We start from the raw sequence: 15,459 nt of genomic DNA, 5'->3' as shown, positions 1-15,459 counted from the left end.
TAAAAGAGCATCTTCTTTGTTGCTCTTTTTTTCTTTATAAGTTTTATTCATAGGGAAAATTGACAAATTAAATTTTATATATAATAATTAAATTATTAATTTAAGGAGTAAAGTATGTGGGAAAGTATAAAAAACTTTTTTCAGTCGATTGCTTATCGTACAGGAATCTCATGGATTACAAAAAAAGTTTCATCAGGTTGGAATTGGTTATTTAGCAGTAAAGCAAATGCTGCTCAAAAAAATATATCACCAAAGAGACCTTCAGATGAGAATGTAAATAAAAGTCCAACTGTTAGCACCCCTATGCAAAATGAGACTGAAGAATCTGTATCTAAAACAGATATAAACGTCGAGCCAGCAGAAAATTTTCCAGAAAGATTAAATGATGAACCTAAAGCGGTAGGTGAGATTAAATTTGAGGATAACCAATTCTTTCTTTCATTAAAGAAACCTTTAGCAGAAGGAGAGTATAAAAATCTCAATTGTCTCAGTGCTAAATCTAGTTTATTGAAAAAACTACTTGTATATGTAAAGTGCGGTAAAAATGAATATAAAATCGTTGGTAATGATACGGGCTTTAGTGAGATCAAAAATGTACTTATAGAAGAAGTAACAAAAAAGAATGAAAATGGCGAGTATTTAAATCTTAATAAAATTAAGAGTAAAAAAGATAACGCCTACAATATAAAAGAAATGTTAGGATTGAAAGATGATGTAACAGAGATTAAAGTAGATAGTATTATATCTAATCAGCCGTTTGAAGGTACAGCGTTGGATAAGCATAATCCTATTGCGGCACAACAAGATGAAAAAGGTACAAAACCAAGTCCAACAGTTGAAGTGCCAGAAGCACAAATATCTAATCCGATCAAAGTAAGAAACGGTTATTATTAAAATAAACCCTTCACAAAAGAGCACCTCCTTTGGTGCTCTTTTTTTCTTTATAAGTTTTCTCCATAGGAGAAAATTGACTAATTACAATTTTTCGTATCAATTTTCAATAGATTCATCGATGTATAGCTATAGTTTTATCAGTGTAAGGCTAAATATGCTAAGCTTATAAAGATGACAAAGCTTCAAAAAAAGCCTAACATAGTGGAAAAAGCTTTATGAAAATCAGAGTTGGAGTAATAGGCTGCTTAGGCAGAATGGGTAAGAAAATACTCAATGAATTAATTACGAATACCAAAGTGGAAATAGCAGGTGCTGTTGCTCGCTTGGGCAGTGAGTATATAGGCTTAGATATTGGGCCTATTGTAGGCAATAATTGCAATTTAGGAATCAAAGTTACAAGTTCTATTAGTGAGGTATTTGAATCGTCCGATGTTGTAATAGATTTTACAACTAAAGAATGTATGCTAGAATGCCTTAAGGCGGCCGTGAAATTTAAAAAACCGCTAGTTAGTGGCACAACTGGAATAGAAGGTCTAAATTTAAAAGACTATGCTGCTAAAGTTCCAATATTATGGTCAGCAAATATGAGTATAGGAGTTAATGTGTTGCTGAAATTGGTAAAAGAAGCTGCCAAGCTTTTAGGTAATGAGTATGACGTTGAAATTTGGGAAATGCATCACAATTTAAAAAAGGATTCACCATCTGGAACAGCTATAGAGTTTGGTAAAGCAGTTGCTAACGCTGCAAAAGTGGATTTTGAGCTCAATCAATATTCACATAATAATTCAAATATAAGAGGGAAAGGAGGAATAGGCTTTGCAGTATCTCGTGGAGGTGGAGTAATAGGAGATCACAGTGTCATGTTTGTCAATTCCGATGAACGAGTAGAATTAAATCACAAGGCAATTGATCGTACAACGTTTGCTAGAGGGGCGGTTCAGGCAGCAATATGGTTGTGCGAGAATAAAACTCCAGGACTTTATTCAATGCAGGATTTAGTATGAACGATAAATACGCTTTCGTTAAAAATTTAAATCTTTGGTATGGCTCTAAACAAGTTTTATTCGATATAAATTTGAATATTTGCAAAAAGAAAGTCACAACTTTTATCGGACCTTCTGGGTGCGGTAAATCGACATTTTTGCGTTGTTTTAATCGTATGAATGATTACGTACCTGGATGTAAAGCGACCGGTGAGCTGGTAATCGATGGGCTGGGTAATATATATTCACGTGATATGGATGTTGTATTGCTCAGAGCAAAAGTTGGTATGGTATTTCAAAAACCCAATCCTTTTCCAAAGTCAATATATGATAATGTTGCTTATGGGCCTAAATTGCATGGCATGGTGAAAAATAAGCAAAAATTAGATGAAATAGTAGAAAGTAGTTTAACTAAGGTTGGTTTATGGGAAGAGTTGAAAGATAGATTGCAAGATAGTGCACTAAATTTATCTGGTGGCCAGCAACAAAGATTATGCATTGCTCGTGCAATTGCAGTAAAGCCAACTATTTTATTAATGGATGAACCATGCTCTGCTCTTGATCCAATGGCAACCAATGCAATCGAAAATCTTATACAAGAATTGAAATTGAGGTTCACCATAATTATGGTAACTCATTCGATGAAGCAAGCTAAAAAATTATCTGACAGCATAGTTTTCTTTTGCAATGGCAAGATTGTTGAATTCGGAAGTACTCAAGAAATCTTTGAAAATGCTCAGTCTCCTTTAACGAAGGAGTATATTCTGGATCATTAGCTTAATAATTGATATTTTAATTTTTTCTATGTATAATTTTATCAAGTTTATTGTGATAGGGGGTTAAAATGTTTAGTACAAGTGAAGCAACAAAAAAGTTGTTTAAAGCTATTGAATTTCAAAATGCTAGTGGTGAAAGAATAACACCTGAGGAAGCTTGGAATCATTTTCAACAAGCATTGAAAGAAGGAGCGAATGTTAACGCTTTTGAGGATGGGATGACACCTTTGATGTGCATTATTTCAGCTTTTGTTACTAGTAATAACGAGGAACATCAATATTTAGAGCTTATGGCTAAGTTGCTTGTACAGCATAAAAAAATTGATGTAAATATTAAAAGCAAGCAAGCTGTTATGGAGAGAAGACCAAAGGAACATGATGGTTATCCAGTTTACGAATTTGAGGAGAGAGAAGTAGTAGATAGGAGTCCATATCTTCGCTGCATATACCTTGACAATTCACAACCTGTTAATGAAGGATTTATACCTCAAAATTATGCTCGTGCAGAGGAGGAAATTAAGACCGGCAAGAAGGAAAAAAATACAGCTCTACACATTGCTTGCAAGTTGGGAAATGTAAACATGATAGAAATATTACTTACACATCCAAATATCAAACCTAATATTAAAAACTATGAAAACAAAAGTCCAAGAAATTGTATTGCAGGACATGTCAAGAAAGCAATAGAACCAGAATTCCTAAAGATAGAAGCAGTCGCTCAAAAAAGGAAACAAACTAATTATGCTTGTGCTTTTTTGTTATCTGGAGTATTTGCTGTTGGTCTATGTTTCGTAGTTGACAACCCAGTTCCACTTGCTGCAACTTCGTTGCTTTTTTTTGCAATAGGATGTGGTTTTCTGTATAGAGCAAATACAGTTATTAATGATGTAAGCTTCTCTCAAGTTATTGTGAACGAACGTGCTAGTGATTTATCTGTTCAGGTAAGGTGTCATTCCAGCACTTGATGCTGGTTTTCATTTAATCTCATTGAATTTAGCATAAGCTCAGTTTACTTGTAAATTTTTCTGGATCCCAGTGGGCTTTGTTGCACCACTCAAGGAAAGAACAGGCAGTTACTGATGGAATTTGTTATAAAATAGATATTTAGCCGACAAAGGAAAAATATGCCAATAAGAATGAAAGTCAGTAACTGCAATGAATATAACAAATTTCTTCAAGAAAGGGGAAATGTTTTTCATTATATCAACGATGCCATTGAAAATTGGTACGAAAATAGTCCAAAAGTAGCAGGTGGCAACAATGTCTACAGCGACAAAGTAGTGATTCTAATTCACATAATAACCTATCTATTCAGGATTGGTCTTAGGCAAACAGTGGGATTTATAGAGAAATATCTTGAGCAAATAGGGAAAATTTTGCAAATTATCAGCTATTCGCAGGCTTCAAGAAGGTTTAAAAAGCTTAATATCAAAATCAACGACTGCAGAGTTGATAAGAACGATATGGAAGATATTGAAATTGCTATAGATAGTACAGGTATCAGCATCTACAATAATATTCCAGGCCATAGTAAGGCAAATGGTACAGATAGAAAGTATCGCCGCTATGAGCAAACAAGAAAGCTACATGTAATGCTAGAGATAGGTAGTAAAAAAGTTATAGCTGCAAAATACAGTAGTGGAGTTTATTCCGACCACTATGGAGCCTGTGATCTTATTGAAAGAGTGGATACCAAGTATAACATAAGCACGATATATGCAGATAGGGCATATAATCGAAAGAAGTTATACAAACTGTGCGATGAGCTTGACATAAAGACAAGGATTCCTCCGCAAAATAATGCAGTAGAGCATCCAAAGTTGGATTATATGAATGAGAGAAATTCTACAATCAAGCTCATAAAGTCATATGATGAAGATGGTATGAAGAGGTGGAAAAAAGAGATAAATTATTGGAAGAGATCTTATATAGAAAGTTTTTTCTCGCGACTGAAGCAAATATTTGGATTTAGTTTTAGGAATAAATCTGAGATTAATCGTGAGAAGGAACTGCTACTCAAGTGTTATTTGCTTAACAAATTTACTGAAATAGGCATGGCTAAGTTTGATATAGCTTCATGAATTTATTATACATTACCCACTATCCGAAGAGCTGTGCAACAAAGCCATCCCAGTGTCAGCTACTAGGATGACAGGAGTATGAAATGGGTCTACTTGACCATTTAGTTGTCTTTTCTCGTCTACCTTATTTTATCACTCTGCTGAACGGATACCTTTATTTTCAATAATTTTGTTAGCAATAATACGGCTTTCAAAATCGACACTTATTATGTCGGATAGTGAGTTAATATCAGAGTACTTGTCAAAATTTTCTATTGTTGATTTTACTACCTCTAATATTTCTAAGAAACCGATTCGTGACTTCAAAAATTCGTTAACAGCTATCTCATTTGCAGCGTTCAAAACAATACTATTTGTATGTGGAGAAGAAGAATTTAACACTTCCATGCTTAGCTTTAGTGAAGAAAAACATTTGTGGTCTGGTTCTTGAAAGGTCAATTTTTTTTGTTTTGTTAAGTCTAACTTGTAGTTCAAAGTTGATCTTTCTGGCCAAGACAAAGCATATGCAATGGGAATTTCCATATCAGTTTCTGCAAGCACAGCAAAGCTAAACCCATCCTGGTAAACTACAACTCCATGTACTATCGATTCAGGATGCACTACTGCTTCAATTCTATTTGGGCTAATTTTAAACAAATGATGTGCTTCTATTATTTCTAGTGCTTTATTCATCATTGTTGCACTATCAACTGATATTTTCTTTCCCATTTTCCAAGTAGGGTGACTTAGTGCCTGATTTACTGTGATATTTCTTAATTGTTCAAGGCTATAATTTAAAAATGGTCCACCAGAGGCAGTGAGTATAATCTTTTCTACACATTTATCATCATTTTGCAAAACTTGAAAAATTGCGTTGTGTTCAGAGTCGATGGGAATTATTTGTACGCTCCTTTCTTTAGCTTTTTTAAGTAGTAACTTACCACCGCAAACAATACTCTCTTTGTTTGCTAGAGCAATAACTTTAGTACCGCTTTCTATAACCTTTATAACTGGCTCAAGGCCTGCGATGCCAACTATTGCAATAACTGAGAGATCAACGGGTAGAGAAGCAACATTTGCTAGACCTGGAGCACCAACTTCTACTTTGACGTTTGTACCAAGTAGATCTTCTTTTAAATCTTTGTAGAACCTTTCATCAGAAATGGCAGCATATTTTGCATTAAGTAGATTTGCCTGTTGTGCTAGCAGAGCAAAGTTAGAATTGGCACTTAGTGCTTCCACCTGATATTCTTCCTTTCTCTTTAAGAGCAAATCTACAGTCTTTTTTCCAATGCTTCCTGTTGATCCTAAAACTGAAACTTTTTTCACTAATTACAATAAAATCTTCTTAGTTATTTAGTAACCAAGCTCATGATCATCACCAACAGATGGTGAAGGACCAGGTGAAAAAGATTGGCCATGATGATCACCTGCATCATGCATATCATGCAAACCATCAGCACTATGAGCCATTTCATTGCTAGCGTGGGGATAATCATCCGGATGATGCCCCTCATCACCGTAGTCCATACCCATTCCTTCTGATGGCATATCTTCTCCACCTCCACCTGAAAAATATTCAGCAAGACTTTCAAGAAATTTTATGCCAAACATATTACCTGATTTCCCAAATAACGTTACTAGACTGCTACCACTGACCAAACCTTCAAACACATTATTATAAGCAGCAATTGCTCCTTCATGAAAGTTGAACATCCACTTCATTCCATCCACAATTGTTGCAACAGAGTCACTATGACCAAGACCGAAACCACTTTTCTCACTAGCGGCTTCCTGGTGTTGCTGCTGTGCCTGCCATTCTGCAATATTTGGACCTTGTGCTTCACTCATAAACTTTTATTCTAAGCCTTAAGCTATTATTTTACCAAAAACACTGTAAAATATCAATTGTTTAAGAGAGGTTATTATAAAAATAGCTAACACTAAGCTATTTTTATGATTCTGAATACCAAAACATCGATAATGTGCTGTGATAACAAAGTGATGACTTGAGGTTTAAAACAGCTTCTATTTCTTCTTAGAAGACTGCTCCTCTCTCTTTCCTTTTTATTTTATTATCTTAATATTAATTTACTCAAAAATTATTGACAAGTACTAATAATTTAATTATCATTAATATTATATTAATAATAAGGAAGAAAAATGCTTACTAATAATAATAACACACCATCATCAGCTCCGCCACCACCCCCACCTCTACCACCTGCAGATTGGAGAGAAAATTGGAAGCCAGCGAAAAATAACGATAAAAATGAAAACACTCTTGGTAGTACTCCATCAAAAACCAGCAATAGCACTCAATTAAAAAGAGGTCGATCTGAGGTTACTAATCCAAATTTGTTTGAAGAGTTGAAAAATAAGATAAAACACAGGAAAGAAGAAGAAAATAATGCGAGTGACAAAACTGCAGATAAAGGAAGCAAGAATAGTATTCATGTTAAGAATCCAGAAATAGCGCTCAATCATAAAGAAGAAGATAATGCGAGTGACAAAACTAAAAATGATAGAAGCAATACTAAACAGGTTATGCCGAAAAAACCTATGACTGAACAACATAATGGTGTACACTCTGATAGTGAAAATCAAAAGTCATCTGTAGCAGAACAAAAAAAGGCAACTCGCTTAAAATATTCAATTGCTATTTTGTTATTGTGTACATCCGGTCCTGTAGCTGGAGTATGCACGTATTTTATCATTTCAGCGGTATTAAGTAGTGCTGCAGTGCCAGTTTCTTCTGCAGTTATTGCTTTTGTTTCTGCATCGGTTATGTTGAGCTTAGCTGCATATCTTATCTATTCATACCTTTCTGCAATAAACAGCGAGAAAGGAGTTGATCCTGGTAGAAAACAATCACAAGATTTACAGAAAGCAAAAGGACTTGAACACAGCAATACTCATACATCATCACTTTCAGTAACGCTTGGAACATCCAGTGCACCAACATCACCTACTCTAAAGAATAATGCTAATAATAAATCCATACCCTCAGGAGGTGGCAAGCAACAAGGAAGTGGAGATTTGATGGCTGATTTGCACGAAAGGCTCAAAAAACGAAGAAAAGCAACTGATGGAGAGGACGACGTACAACAGCAAAACAACGAAGTATGTCAAAATCAATCACAAGATTTACAGAAAGCAAAAGAACTTGAACATAGCAATACTCCTACACCATCATTTCCAGTAATGTCTGGAACACCCAGTGCACCGCCACCACCACCTCCTCCATTGCCACAAAATGCTGCACCACTACCATCTCAGCCTCCTCCTCCTACAGCTTCCAAGTGTACGGAGAAACCTAAGAATTGTGCACCAAAAAATGCTAATGAATCTGAGCATGATCGTTCTGCTCTGTTTGCGCAGATAAGAGAAGGACGTTTTAAGTTGAAACATGTTAACAATAAGGACAACGTACAACAGCCAAGTAACCTGGACGGGGCATTCAATAAAATGTCAGCTATGATCCCACCACCACGGAGTCGTAGTAGTAGTGTATCGAGTAGCAGTAGTGAAGAGTATGAACAAGATTGGAGCGATAATGAAAGTACATATTCAACACCTCTAAACCCTCAACTAGACAATAAAAAAAGAAGGGATAGTTCTGACAGTGGTCATGAATCTGATGATAATGTAAAACCTAAATCCACAACTCCACCACGTTCTACACTAAAGGCAGAGAAGCCACCGATATCGCCTAAGCCTGTTAATTCAAAAACGAAATCTGAAGCTTCTTCTCCAACAAAAACAAATACTGTGGAGCTAGCAAGTAGTGAGATGCAAGAATCGTCTACTGTTTCTGTTCAGGAAATCCGAAAGAGATTTGAATAATAAGGAAATGTCAAGAAAAGCACCATACACTTTCCTTCCTTTTTAAAATAAGTTTACCTAAAGGCCTGATTGTACTAAGATTGCTTAGTACAATCAGATTTATCAAATGCGTTTATCTCAATATTACCTGCCAACTTTAAAAGAAACCCCGGCTGGTGCTGAAATTATTTCTCATCAATATTTGTTACGTGCGGGCTTAATCAAGCAGACAGCATCTGGAATTTATTCTTGGCTGCCGCTTGGTCTTTTGGTACTTAAAAATATTGAAAATATTATCAGAGATGAAATTGGTGCAATTGAAGTGTTGATGCCTTGTGTGCAGCCAGCAAGTCTTTGGCGAGAGTCAGGACGTTACGATGATTACGGCAAAGAAATGCTACGTATTAAAGATAGGCATGAAAGCGATATGCTTTTTGGTCCAACACATGAGGAGGTGGTAACTGATTTGATTAGAAATACGGTAAAAAGTTACAAAGATTTACCACTTTGTTTATATCAAATTCAGTGGAAGTTTCGTGACGAAGTAAGACCTCGTTATGGCGTTATGAGAGGCAGGGAATTTCTGATGAAGGATGCATACAGTTTTGATGTAGATTACGAAGGTGCACTGAATTCATATAATTTGATGTATAAAACTTACATAAAAATCTTCAAACGAATGGGGCTTACTCCAATTGGAGTGAGGGCAGATACAGGACCAATTGGAGGAAATTTAAGTCATGAATTTCATATATTGGCAAACACCGGTGAGAGCACTCTATATTATGACAATAAACTTTTTGAATTACTAGAAAGCGAAGATATTGAAAGCCTGAAGAGCATATATGCAGTTGCAGACGATATGCATGATCCTGAAAGTTGTCCTATAACGCAAGAACAGTTAAATGTTAGCAAGGGTATTGAAATAGGGCATATTTTTTATTTTGGTGATAAATATTCGAAACCTATGAAGGCAAGTGTTACTTCTCAAGATGGAAAAAATGTTAACATGCATATGGGTTCGTATGGTATTGGAGTTTCAAGGCTTGTTGGCGCAATAATAGAAGCTTTCCATGATGATAAAGGAATTATCTGGCCAGAGGCAGTAGCTCCTTTTAAAGTTGGTTTGATCAATTTACAAACAAAAGTAACGGAGGCTGCAGATAAAATATACAAAGCTTTGAAAAGCGATGAAGTGCTTTATGATGATACGGACGAAAGTGTAGGAGTGAAATTTGCCAGAATGGATCTGATAGGCTTGCCGTGGCAAATAATTATTGGAAAGAAAGCAGTAACTTCAAATATAGTTGAAGTAAAAAATAGGGCAACTGGAGAGGTACAGGAAATACAAGTTGAAGAAGCAATAAATCGTTTTAGCGCAAAATGATATACGGTATTGGCACTGACATAGTATATATACCCAGAATATTGAGAATATCACAAAAATACGGGGAAAAATTTCTCAATAAAGTCTATACTAAGAAGGAAATAGAGATAAGCAAAAAATATAATAGCCAAGAAGTAAGAGCAAAATATTTTGCTAAACGCTTTGCTGCAAAGGAAGCTTTTGTTAAAGCGCTAGGCACTGGATTCAGCCAAGGAATTATAATGAAAGATATAGAAATATACAGTACTATCAGGGGAAAACCACATCTTGCTATCACAAAGGATTTCATCTCGAAAGACTACAAGATACACCTTTCTCTAAGTGATGATCAAGATTATGCTACTGCGTTTGTTGTAATTTGCGTTGAGTAGATATTGTTTAGTACATATGATTTCAAAAATTTTTTTGAAATTATACTTTGACCTACACAGATCGACCTTTCTGTGAATCCTGGTTTCTGCTTTCTTCAACTTGTTTTGCAAAAGACGTCTCTTGTGTATTCATATGTTGAAGTGGTTTAGCAATTTCGCGCACAACAGCAGCAACTGCAGTTAAAAACGCCTTGAACAATCCACCTAAAACTCCACCAACTGCTTCTCTACCGTACATACGAGCTTGCTTTTCATTGTCATCAGCAGTTTCCCCTGCCCTCCTTCGTGGATCCATTCTATGAGCAATAACTGAAAACAACACCCCCCTAATTGAAGACTTCACTCGTGCTTTTGCCTTCTGAACATCCCCATCACTTGCTACTTCATGTTTTTCCCTACTATTCATTAGCTCCTTTTGTTGTTGAAAACTTAAGATCTCTTCCATCAGTTGTTTCTTTCTCTTTTCCAGAACTCTTTTCTTGGATTCTGATTTATCGCGAGTGTGCTTTGTGGTTTCAAGTTCTACATCAATATCCTCAGATGCTGCTTGGCTATATAAGGTTTCTATGAGCCTATCTATACTTCGCTTTACTTGCATAGTCCTTTCGTAACTATCTAAATTATCAACTCCTTCATCAATTTGACTTAAAATATCCTCGAAAGGTTTTAAATACTCTTTGCACTGCTCTTCAAGCTGATTTTCATTCTTCAAATTCCTTTCTCTTCTGTCATCGCTATTCTCTTCAACATTATCATCGCCTTCTTCGAAAAGATCCTCATCGTTCATAATTTTTTTTAATTTATTCCCACTTATTATTATTGTATATGAAAAAATTAAATTAACACTAATGAAAAGTGTTCACAACTTCAGCACTGGCTAAAACTACAGTGAAGCTGTCAAAAGTGGCAGGATCATAATATCTCTCATACAATTCAACCGAACACCTGAGTTTTATCTTCTCCTTAGCATTAAAACTAATCTCATAATCATTATTAGAGTTTAACATTGCAGAATTACGCAATAATTCATCAGCCAATACTGAATTTAAAATGCCATTAATTTTTATTGTAATCTTTCTACTTCCAGCACAATCAAGCACTTTTCTCCAGCCAAAAGAGGAAATATCTTTCATCTCCTCTTTGTTATTACGCAAAGTAAACCTTAAGTTTCGTATATTATTCAGCACAACAAAATTATTGTCATGACCTTTAATTTTCAGCTGTAATTTGCTCATCGCTACCTCCTTGTATTAAAATATCAAAATTAATTGTTGAATGTAAAACTTCATCATGCTGATTTATAACACAATTACTTTCCAAAATGGTCTCACTACTAATGCTCTTTACCACCAAGCCAACATGCTTTATAGCAGCAAGCATGCTGCTTATATGATAAGTATATATGTCGCATGAAAATCTTACTTTTGTAGCAAAATTAGATAGCATATGCAGGTTAACATAATTTACTATGCGCAATCTCAGATAAGGAATAGTAACCTGCTTAGGCAGGTAATCATAGATGTTAGTAACATATTTCTTTAAATCAGAGTTTGCTTTTAATGCTGCATAAATACTATCATACAACTCATTTATAATTTGAATTTTTTCCATCTCACAGATACGTTTACGAAGATTGCAATTTGCAGGTACAACAGATGGTATCATCCTAGTGCTTACTGCACGAACATTATCTGTCAAGAAGATGTCATCCCATCCCCAGACACTGGTTCACTTTATAATGATGTCGTTCCAGTAGCTCTTTCTTGTCATCCCAGTACTGGGATCCAGGAATTTTATTAAGTTGGTAAGCATAAAAGTAGCCGTTTTATTTTAAAATACAACGTTTTGATGATCATGAAAAAACTGGATCCCAGTAGGCTTTGTTGCACAGCTCTTCGGATAGTGGGTAATGTATAATAAATTCATGAAGCTATATCAAACTTAGCCATGCCTATTTCAGTAAATTTGTTAAGCAAATAACACTTGAGTAGCAGTTCCTTCTCACGATTAATCTCAGATTTATTCCTAAAACTAAATCCAAATATTTGCTTCAGTCGCGAGAAAAAACTTTCTATATAAGATCTCTTCCAATAATTTATCTCTTTTTTCCACCTCTTCATACCATCTTCATCATATGACTTTATGAGCTTGATTGTAGAATTTCTCTCATTCATATAATCCAACTTTGGATGCTCTACTGCATTATTTTGCGGAGGAATCCTTGTCTTTATGTCAAGCTCATCGCACAGTTTGTATAACTTCTTTCGATTATATGCCCTATCTGCATATATCGTGCTTATGTTATACTTGGTATCCACTCTTTCAATAAGATCACAGGCTCCATAGTGGTCGGAATAAACTCCACTACTGTATTTTGCAGCTATAACTTTTTTACTACCTATCTCTAGCATTACATGTAGCTTTCTTGTTTGCTCATAGCGGCGATACTTTCTATCTGTACCATTTGCCTTACTATGGCCTGGAATATTATTGTAGATGCTGATACCTGTACTATCTATAGCAATTTCAATATCTTCCATATCGTTCTTATCAACTCTGCAGTCGTTGATTTTGATATTAAGCTTTTTAAACCTTCTTGAAGCCTGCGAATAGCTGATAATTTGCAAAATTTTCCCTATTTGCTCAAGATATTTCTCTATAAATCCCACTGTTTGCCTAAGACCAATCCTGAATAGATAGGTTATTATGTGAATTAGAATCACTACTTTGTCGCTGTAGACATTGTTGCCACCTGCTACTTTTGGACTATTTTCGTACCAATTTTCAATGGCATCGTTGATATAATGAAAAACATTTCCCCTTTCTTGAAGAAATTTGTTATATTCATTGCAGTTACTGACTTTCATTCTTATTGGCATATTTTTCCTTTGTCGGCTAAATATCTATTTTATAACAAATTCCATCAGTAACTGCCTGTTCTTTCCTTGAGTGGTGCAACAAAGCCATCCCAGTACTGGGATGACATCGAAGGGGCTACTCGGATGACACCATCTGTTGTATCTGCTATTGAATGACAAACAGGAACTACAAAACAACCTTTGGTTCGCGAAATGGAGAATACACCTTCTTTACCTCAGATAAATGGCTACTTACTTCTGATTCACGATTTTTATAGAGAGCAGAAACATGCTGTATAATACCTAGCTTTATTTGCTCAGGAACACTATCATAACCAGCTTCATATACAACATCAGCCCTTATTATGTTCAAATAATTGAAAAATTCAATATAGCTTCCTATATCACTAAAATAATAACTAAGTTTTCTATTCTTATCAGTAGCCAATATTATTTTATTCACAGGACCATAGCTTAAATAGATTCTACGAGGTATATAACCTTCATATGAAACTTGCCACGTTTGCTTTACTAGAGACTTTTCCATATGCCACTGAGCATAATCAGTTGCCATAAAAATAAAACTTGAAATCAACTTATCATCTTGATCATTTTCAATTCGTAAAAAAGATTTAACCTCTCCTAAAGTTACTGGAAAAGATTTAGGCTTAGACTTACGTTGTATATTTATAATTGGATACTTTAGTCTTGTTGACATAACAACCCTCCTTTTCTATATATAGCTAAAATAAGTAAGACTTATCCATAAAAAATCTTACTTATTTTAGTTATCACTTAATATTAAATTGCAGCAGCAACTCTATCGTACAAGTATATTGAGAAGAGAACGTATTAACGCTGTTTCTCCTTTTTTATTGATCAAGTTTACTAAGCCAGATTTTAGTAGATTGACATTCTGAGAATGAATGTTATTGAAAGTGGAGTTTATTTCTTTAGCAAGTAGACTGCGAAATTTCTGCACACTTTCATATGCGATATTTTCAAGTTCATGTGCAAACTTATCTTGAGCTACAGCTGCTATGTCTTCAACTTTCTCATTGAACTCTTCTAGCTTTCTTTCCTTACCTTTAAAATTTTTCGTAAAAGTTTTCATATTAATTGGCCTCAACTATTCTTGTAATTATAATGACAATAAAAAGACTACCGAAGTAAAAAATTAGCACTACAATACTGCAAACAACAGCAGCACACCAAACCGGTTCACTTTATAGCGTAAATTCAAGTATGTCATTCAAGTAGCCCTTTTTTGTCATCCCAGTGCCCAGACACTGGGATCCATGTTGCTCACAAGCAAACTAGCATAGAAAGGTGGTACAACGTTTTCGATGAGATTGCAGAAAGGCTGGATTCCAGCATCAAGTGCTATCTCTATAGGACTCCTCACTAATCCAAAATATTAATAAATTTACTAATTATAAAAAAGGCAAAAGGATCCCCACTTAGTGAGTTTGACCCTATAATAATTTAAACTGGCGCTGTAATAATGTGCTAACGCTTAAAATAAGCGCGTTTTGGCTGAATGTAGAAAAAATAAAAAAGACATGCAGCCGCTATAATTTTATGTAATCCGCCAATAAGTACCTTAAGTTTTTTACTGAATTTTTGTTATTGAGCCTGCAGGTCAAAAACAAGTTTTGAGTCATAAATACCCTTAGTGTCATAATAAGGAAAGTTGGCAATATTTGTCAAGTAGTTTTCTTATCTTTTACAGGCATAATTTACATGCTACAATCAAATTTTCATAACTGGTGAATAAAAATGCAAAGAGATAAAATTAAAGTAGAAATAAAAAAGTTATCACATGGCAAAAGCTTGCCTCTTCCCTGTTATGCAACTATGCAGAGTGCTGGCATGGATCTTTATGCTGCATTGGACGACTCTGTTATTTTAAATCCACTTGAAAGGTTACTTATTCCAACTGGCATTGTAATTGCAATACCAAACGGTTTTGAAGGACAAGTTCGCCCACGTTCTGGGCTTGCTGCAAAACATGGAATCACTGTCTTAAATTCTCCGGGCACTATAGACTCCGATTATCGAGGTGAAGTTAAAGTTTGCCTAATCAATCTAAGTAATCAGCCATATGAAATAAAAAGAGGAGATAGAATCGCACAAATTCTTATCACTCCTGTACCTGAGATAATTTGGAACAACATAGAAGAATTCTATGCAAAAGAAACTGCTCGCAATGAAGGAGGCTTCGGCTCAAGTGGTAGATAATTTATTGTTTATAAGTTGACAATAATAATTCTTTACATACAACTTTAATTAATTTAAATGAGGC

The 15,459-nt window shown here is 35.0% G+C and carries 17 protein-coding genes; 9 read left to right on the top strand and 8 right to left on the bottom strand.

Features of this window, described 5'->3' with window-relative positions; translation table 11 throughout:
• Positions 1–114 precede the first annotated feature (114 nt).
• The 5 genes from AAHF52_RS00255 (at position 115) to AAHF52_RS00235 (ending at position 4,734) form a co-directional block, all read left to right on the top strand.
• On the top strand, positions 115–894 hold the full coding sequence (locus AAHF52_RS00255; RefSeq protein ID WP_019236315.1) for a hypothetical protein: 780 nt from the start codon (positions 115–117) through the stop codon (positions 892–894).
• A gap of 215 nt (positions 895–1,109) precedes the next feature.
• Positions 1,110–1,898, top strand: coding sequence for a 4-hydroxy-tetrahydrodipicolinate reductase (gene dapB / locus AAHF52_RS00250; RefSeq protein WP_264376830.1), 789 nt, complete (start codon positions 1,110–1,112; stop codon positions 1,896–1,898).
• Positions 1,895–2,653: a phosphate ABC transporter ATP-binding protein PstB gene (gene pstB, locus AAHF52_RS00245; RefSeq protein ID WP_012481738.1), complete on the top strand. Its 759-nt coding sequence runs from the start codon at positions 1,895–1,897 to the stop codon at positions 2,651–2,653. Before dapB ends, pstB begins: the two co-directional genes overlap by 4 nt.
• Before the next feature lie 68 nt (positions 2,654–2,721).
• Positions 2,722–3,618 (top strand): ankyrin repeat domain-containing protein, encoded by an 897-nt coding sequence (locus tag AAHF52_RS00240; RefSeq protein WP_019236312.1) that lies wholly within the window; start codon positions 2,722–2,724, stop codon positions 3,616–3,618.
• Between the two features lie 159 nt (positions 3,619–3,777).
• The gene (locus tag AAHF52_RS00235) at positions 3,778–4,734 is read left to right on the top strand and encodes an IS5 family transposase (protein WP_213863789.1); all 957 of its coding nucleotides are present in this window, start codon (positions 3,778–3,780) and stop codon (positions 4,732–4,734) included.
• Between the two features lie 132 nt (positions 4,735–4,866).
• On the opposite strand, the gene dxr is transcribed toward AAHF52_RS00235, so the two are convergent.
• Both dxr and AAHF52_RS00225 read right to left on the bottom strand, forming a co-directional pair.
• Positions 4,867–6,042 carry a 1-deoxy-D-xylulose-5-phosphate reductoisomerase gene (gene dxr, locus AAHF52_RS00230; RefSeq protein WP_264376831.1) on the bottom strand — a complete coding sequence of 392 codons (1,176 nt, stop codon included), beginning with the start codon at positions 6,040–6,042 and terminating at the stop codon, positions 4,867–4,869.
• Positions 6,043–6,069: 27 nt separating this feature from the next.
• Complete coding sequence (locus tag AAHF52_RS00225; RefSeq protein WP_007302735.1) at positions 6,070–6,564, bottom strand: hypothetical protein; 495 nt, start codon at positions 6,562–6,564, stop codon at positions 6,070–6,072.
• 312 nt (positions 6,565–6,876) lie between these two features.
• Here AAHF52_RS00225 and AAHF52_RS00220 point away from each other — a divergent pair, with 312 nt between their 5' ends.
• From AAHF52_RS00220 to AAHF52_RS00210, 3 genes are all read left to right on the top strand, one after another.
• Positions 6,877–8,559, top strand: a complete 1,683-nt coding sequence (locus AAHF52_RS00220) for a WH2 domain-containing protein (RefSeq protein WP_264376832.1) — start codon at positions 6,877–6,879, stop codon at positions 8,557–8,559.
• Positions 8,560–8,665: 106 nt separating this feature from the next.
• Positions 8,666–9,925, top strand: a complete 1,260-nt coding sequence (gene proS, locus AAHF52_RS00215) for a proline--tRNA ligase (protein WP_052264936.1) — start codon at positions 8,666–8,668, stop codon at positions 9,923–9,925.
• Positions 9,922–10,296 (top strand): holo-[acyl-carrier-protein] synthase, encoded by a 375-nt coding sequence (locus tag AAHF52_RS00210; protein WP_010401163.1) that lies wholly within the window; start codon positions 9,922–9,924, stop codon positions 10,294–10,296. Before proS ends, AAHF52_RS00210 begins: the two co-directional genes overlap by 4 nt.
• Before the next feature lie 52 nt (positions 10,297–10,348).
• Here AAHF52_RS00210 and AAHF52_RS00205 read toward each other — a convergent pair whose 3' ends face one another.
• The 6 genes from AAHF52_RS00205 to AAHF52_RS00180 form a co-directional block, all read right to left on the bottom strand.
• Complete coding sequence (locus AAHF52_RS00205; RefSeq protein ID WP_214303365.1) at positions 10,349–11,083, bottom strand: hypothetical protein; 735 nt, start codon at positions 11,081–11,083, stop codon at positions 10,349–10,351.
• 58 nt (positions 11,084–11,141) lie between these two features.
• On the bottom strand, positions 11,142–11,531 hold the full coding sequence (locus AAHF52_RS00200) for a phage tail tube protein (protein ID WP_007302803.1): 390 nt from the start codon (positions 11,529–11,531) through the stop codon (positions 11,142–11,144).
• Positions 11,506–11,907, bottom strand: a complete 402-nt coding sequence (locus tag AAHF52_RS00195; RefSeq protein WP_033445336.1) for a DUF3168 domain-containing protein — start codon at positions 11,905–11,907, stop codon at positions 11,506–11,508. Before AAHF52_RS00195 ends, AAHF52_RS00200 begins: the two co-directional genes overlap by 26 nt.
• A 311-nt stretch (positions 11,908–12,218) precedes the next feature.
• Positions 12,219–13,175, bottom strand: a complete 957-nt coding sequence (locus tag AAHF52_RS00190; RefSeq protein WP_213863789.1) for an IS5 family transposase — start codon at positions 13,173–13,175, stop codon at positions 12,219–12,221.
• Positions 13,176–13,341: 166 nt separating this feature from the next.
• Positions 13,342–13,872 carry a head-tail connector protein gene (locus AAHF52_RS00185; RefSeq protein ID WP_007302801.1) on the bottom strand — a complete coding sequence of 177 codons (531 nt, stop codon included), beginning with the start codon at positions 13,870–13,872 and terminating at the stop codon, positions 13,342–13,344.
• A 102-nt stretch (positions 13,873–13,974) separates the two neighbouring features.
• A complete protein-coding gene (locus tag AAHF52_RS00180; RefSeq protein ID WP_214303364.1) occupies positions 13,975–14,268 on the bottom strand; it encodes a hypothetical protein in 294 nt (97 codons plus the stop codon).
• Positions 14,269–14,933: 665 nt separating this feature from the next.
• On the opposite strand from AAHF52_RS00180, the gene dut reads away from it, so the two are divergent.
• Positions 14,934–15,395, top strand: coding sequence for a dUTP diphosphatase (gene dut / locus AAHF52_RS00175; RefSeq protein ID WP_007302799.1), 462 nt, complete (start codon positions 14,934–14,936; stop codon positions 15,393–15,395).
• Positions 15,396–15,459 lie beyond the last annotated feature (64 nt).

This window comes from Wolbachia endosymbiont (group B) of Melanargia galathea, assembly GCF_964030625.1.
Lineage (GTDB): Bacteria > Pseudomonadota > Alphaproteobacteria > Rickettsiales > Anaplasmataceae > Wolbachia.
The sequence above is the reverse complement of the archived record's forward strand: the minus strand, read 5'-3'. Positions and strand labels throughout refer to the sequence as shown.

Excerpts from the sequence above, each read along its gene's own strand:
- AAHF52_RS00255 (WP_019236315.1), top strand. The coding sequence starts at position 115 with ATGTGGGAAAGTATAAAAAACTTTTTTCAGTCGATTGCTTATCGTACA.
- AAHF52_RS00185 (WP_007302801.1), bottom strand. The coding sequence starts at position 13,872 with ATGTCAACAAGACTAAAGTATCCAATTATAAATATACAACGTAAGTCT.
- AAHF52_RS00190 (WP_213863789.1), bottom strand. The coding sequence starts at position 13,175 with ATGCCAATAAGAATGAAAGTCAGTAACTGCAATGAATATAACAAATTT.
- AAHF52_RS00235 (WP_213863789.1), top strand. The coding sequence starts at position 3,778 with ATGCCAATAAGAATGAAAGTCAGTAACTGCAATGAATATAACAAATTT.
- proS (WP_052264936.1), top strand. The coding sequence starts at position 8,666 with ATGCGTTTATCTCAATATTACCTGCCAACTTTAAAAGAAACCCCGGCT.
- AAHF52_RS00220 (WP_264376832.1), top strand. The coding sequence starts at position 6,877 with ATGCTTACTAATAATAATAACACACCATCATCAGCTCCGCCACCACCC.
- AAHF52_RS00240 (WP_019236312.1), top strand. The coding sequence starts at position 2,722 with ATGTTTAGTACAAGTGAAGCAACAAAAAAGTTGTTTAAAGCTATTGAA.
- AAHF52_RS00205 (WP_214303365.1), bottom strand. The coding sequence starts at position 11,083 with ATGAACGATGAGGATCTTTTCGAAGAAGGCGATGATAATGTTGAAGAG.
- AAHF52_RS00200 (WP_007302803.1), bottom strand. The coding sequence starts at position 11,531 with ATGAGCAAATTACAGCTGAAAATTAAAGGTCATGACAATAATTTTGTT.
- dapB (WP_264376830.1), top strand. The coding sequence starts at position 1,110 with ATGAAAATCAGAGTTGGAGTAATAGGCTGCTTAGGCAGAATGGGTAAG.
- AAHF52_RS00195 (WP_033445336.1), bottom strand. The coding sequence starts at position 11,907 with ATGGAAAAAATTCAAATTATAAATGAGTTGTATGATAGTATTTATGCA.
- pstB (WP_012481738.1), top strand. The coding sequence starts at position 1,895 with ATGAACGATAAATACGCTTTCGTTAAAAATTTAAATCTTTGGTATGGC.
- AAHF52_RS00210 (WP_010401163.1), top strand. The coding sequence starts at position 9,922 with ATGATATACGGTATTGGCACTGACATAGTATATATACCCAGAATATTG.
- AAHF52_RS00225 (WP_007302735.1), bottom strand. The coding sequence starts at position 6,564 with ATGAGTGAAGCACAAGGTCCAAATATTGCAGAATGGCAGGCACAGCAG.
- AAHF52_RS00180 (WP_214303364.1), bottom strand. The coding sequence starts at position 14,268 with ATGAAAACTTTTACGAAAAATTTTAAAGGTAAGGAAAGAAAGCTAGAA.
- dut (WP_007302799.1), top strand. The coding sequence starts at position 14,934 with ATGCAAAGAGATAAAATTAAAGTAGAAATAAAAAAGTTATCACATGGC.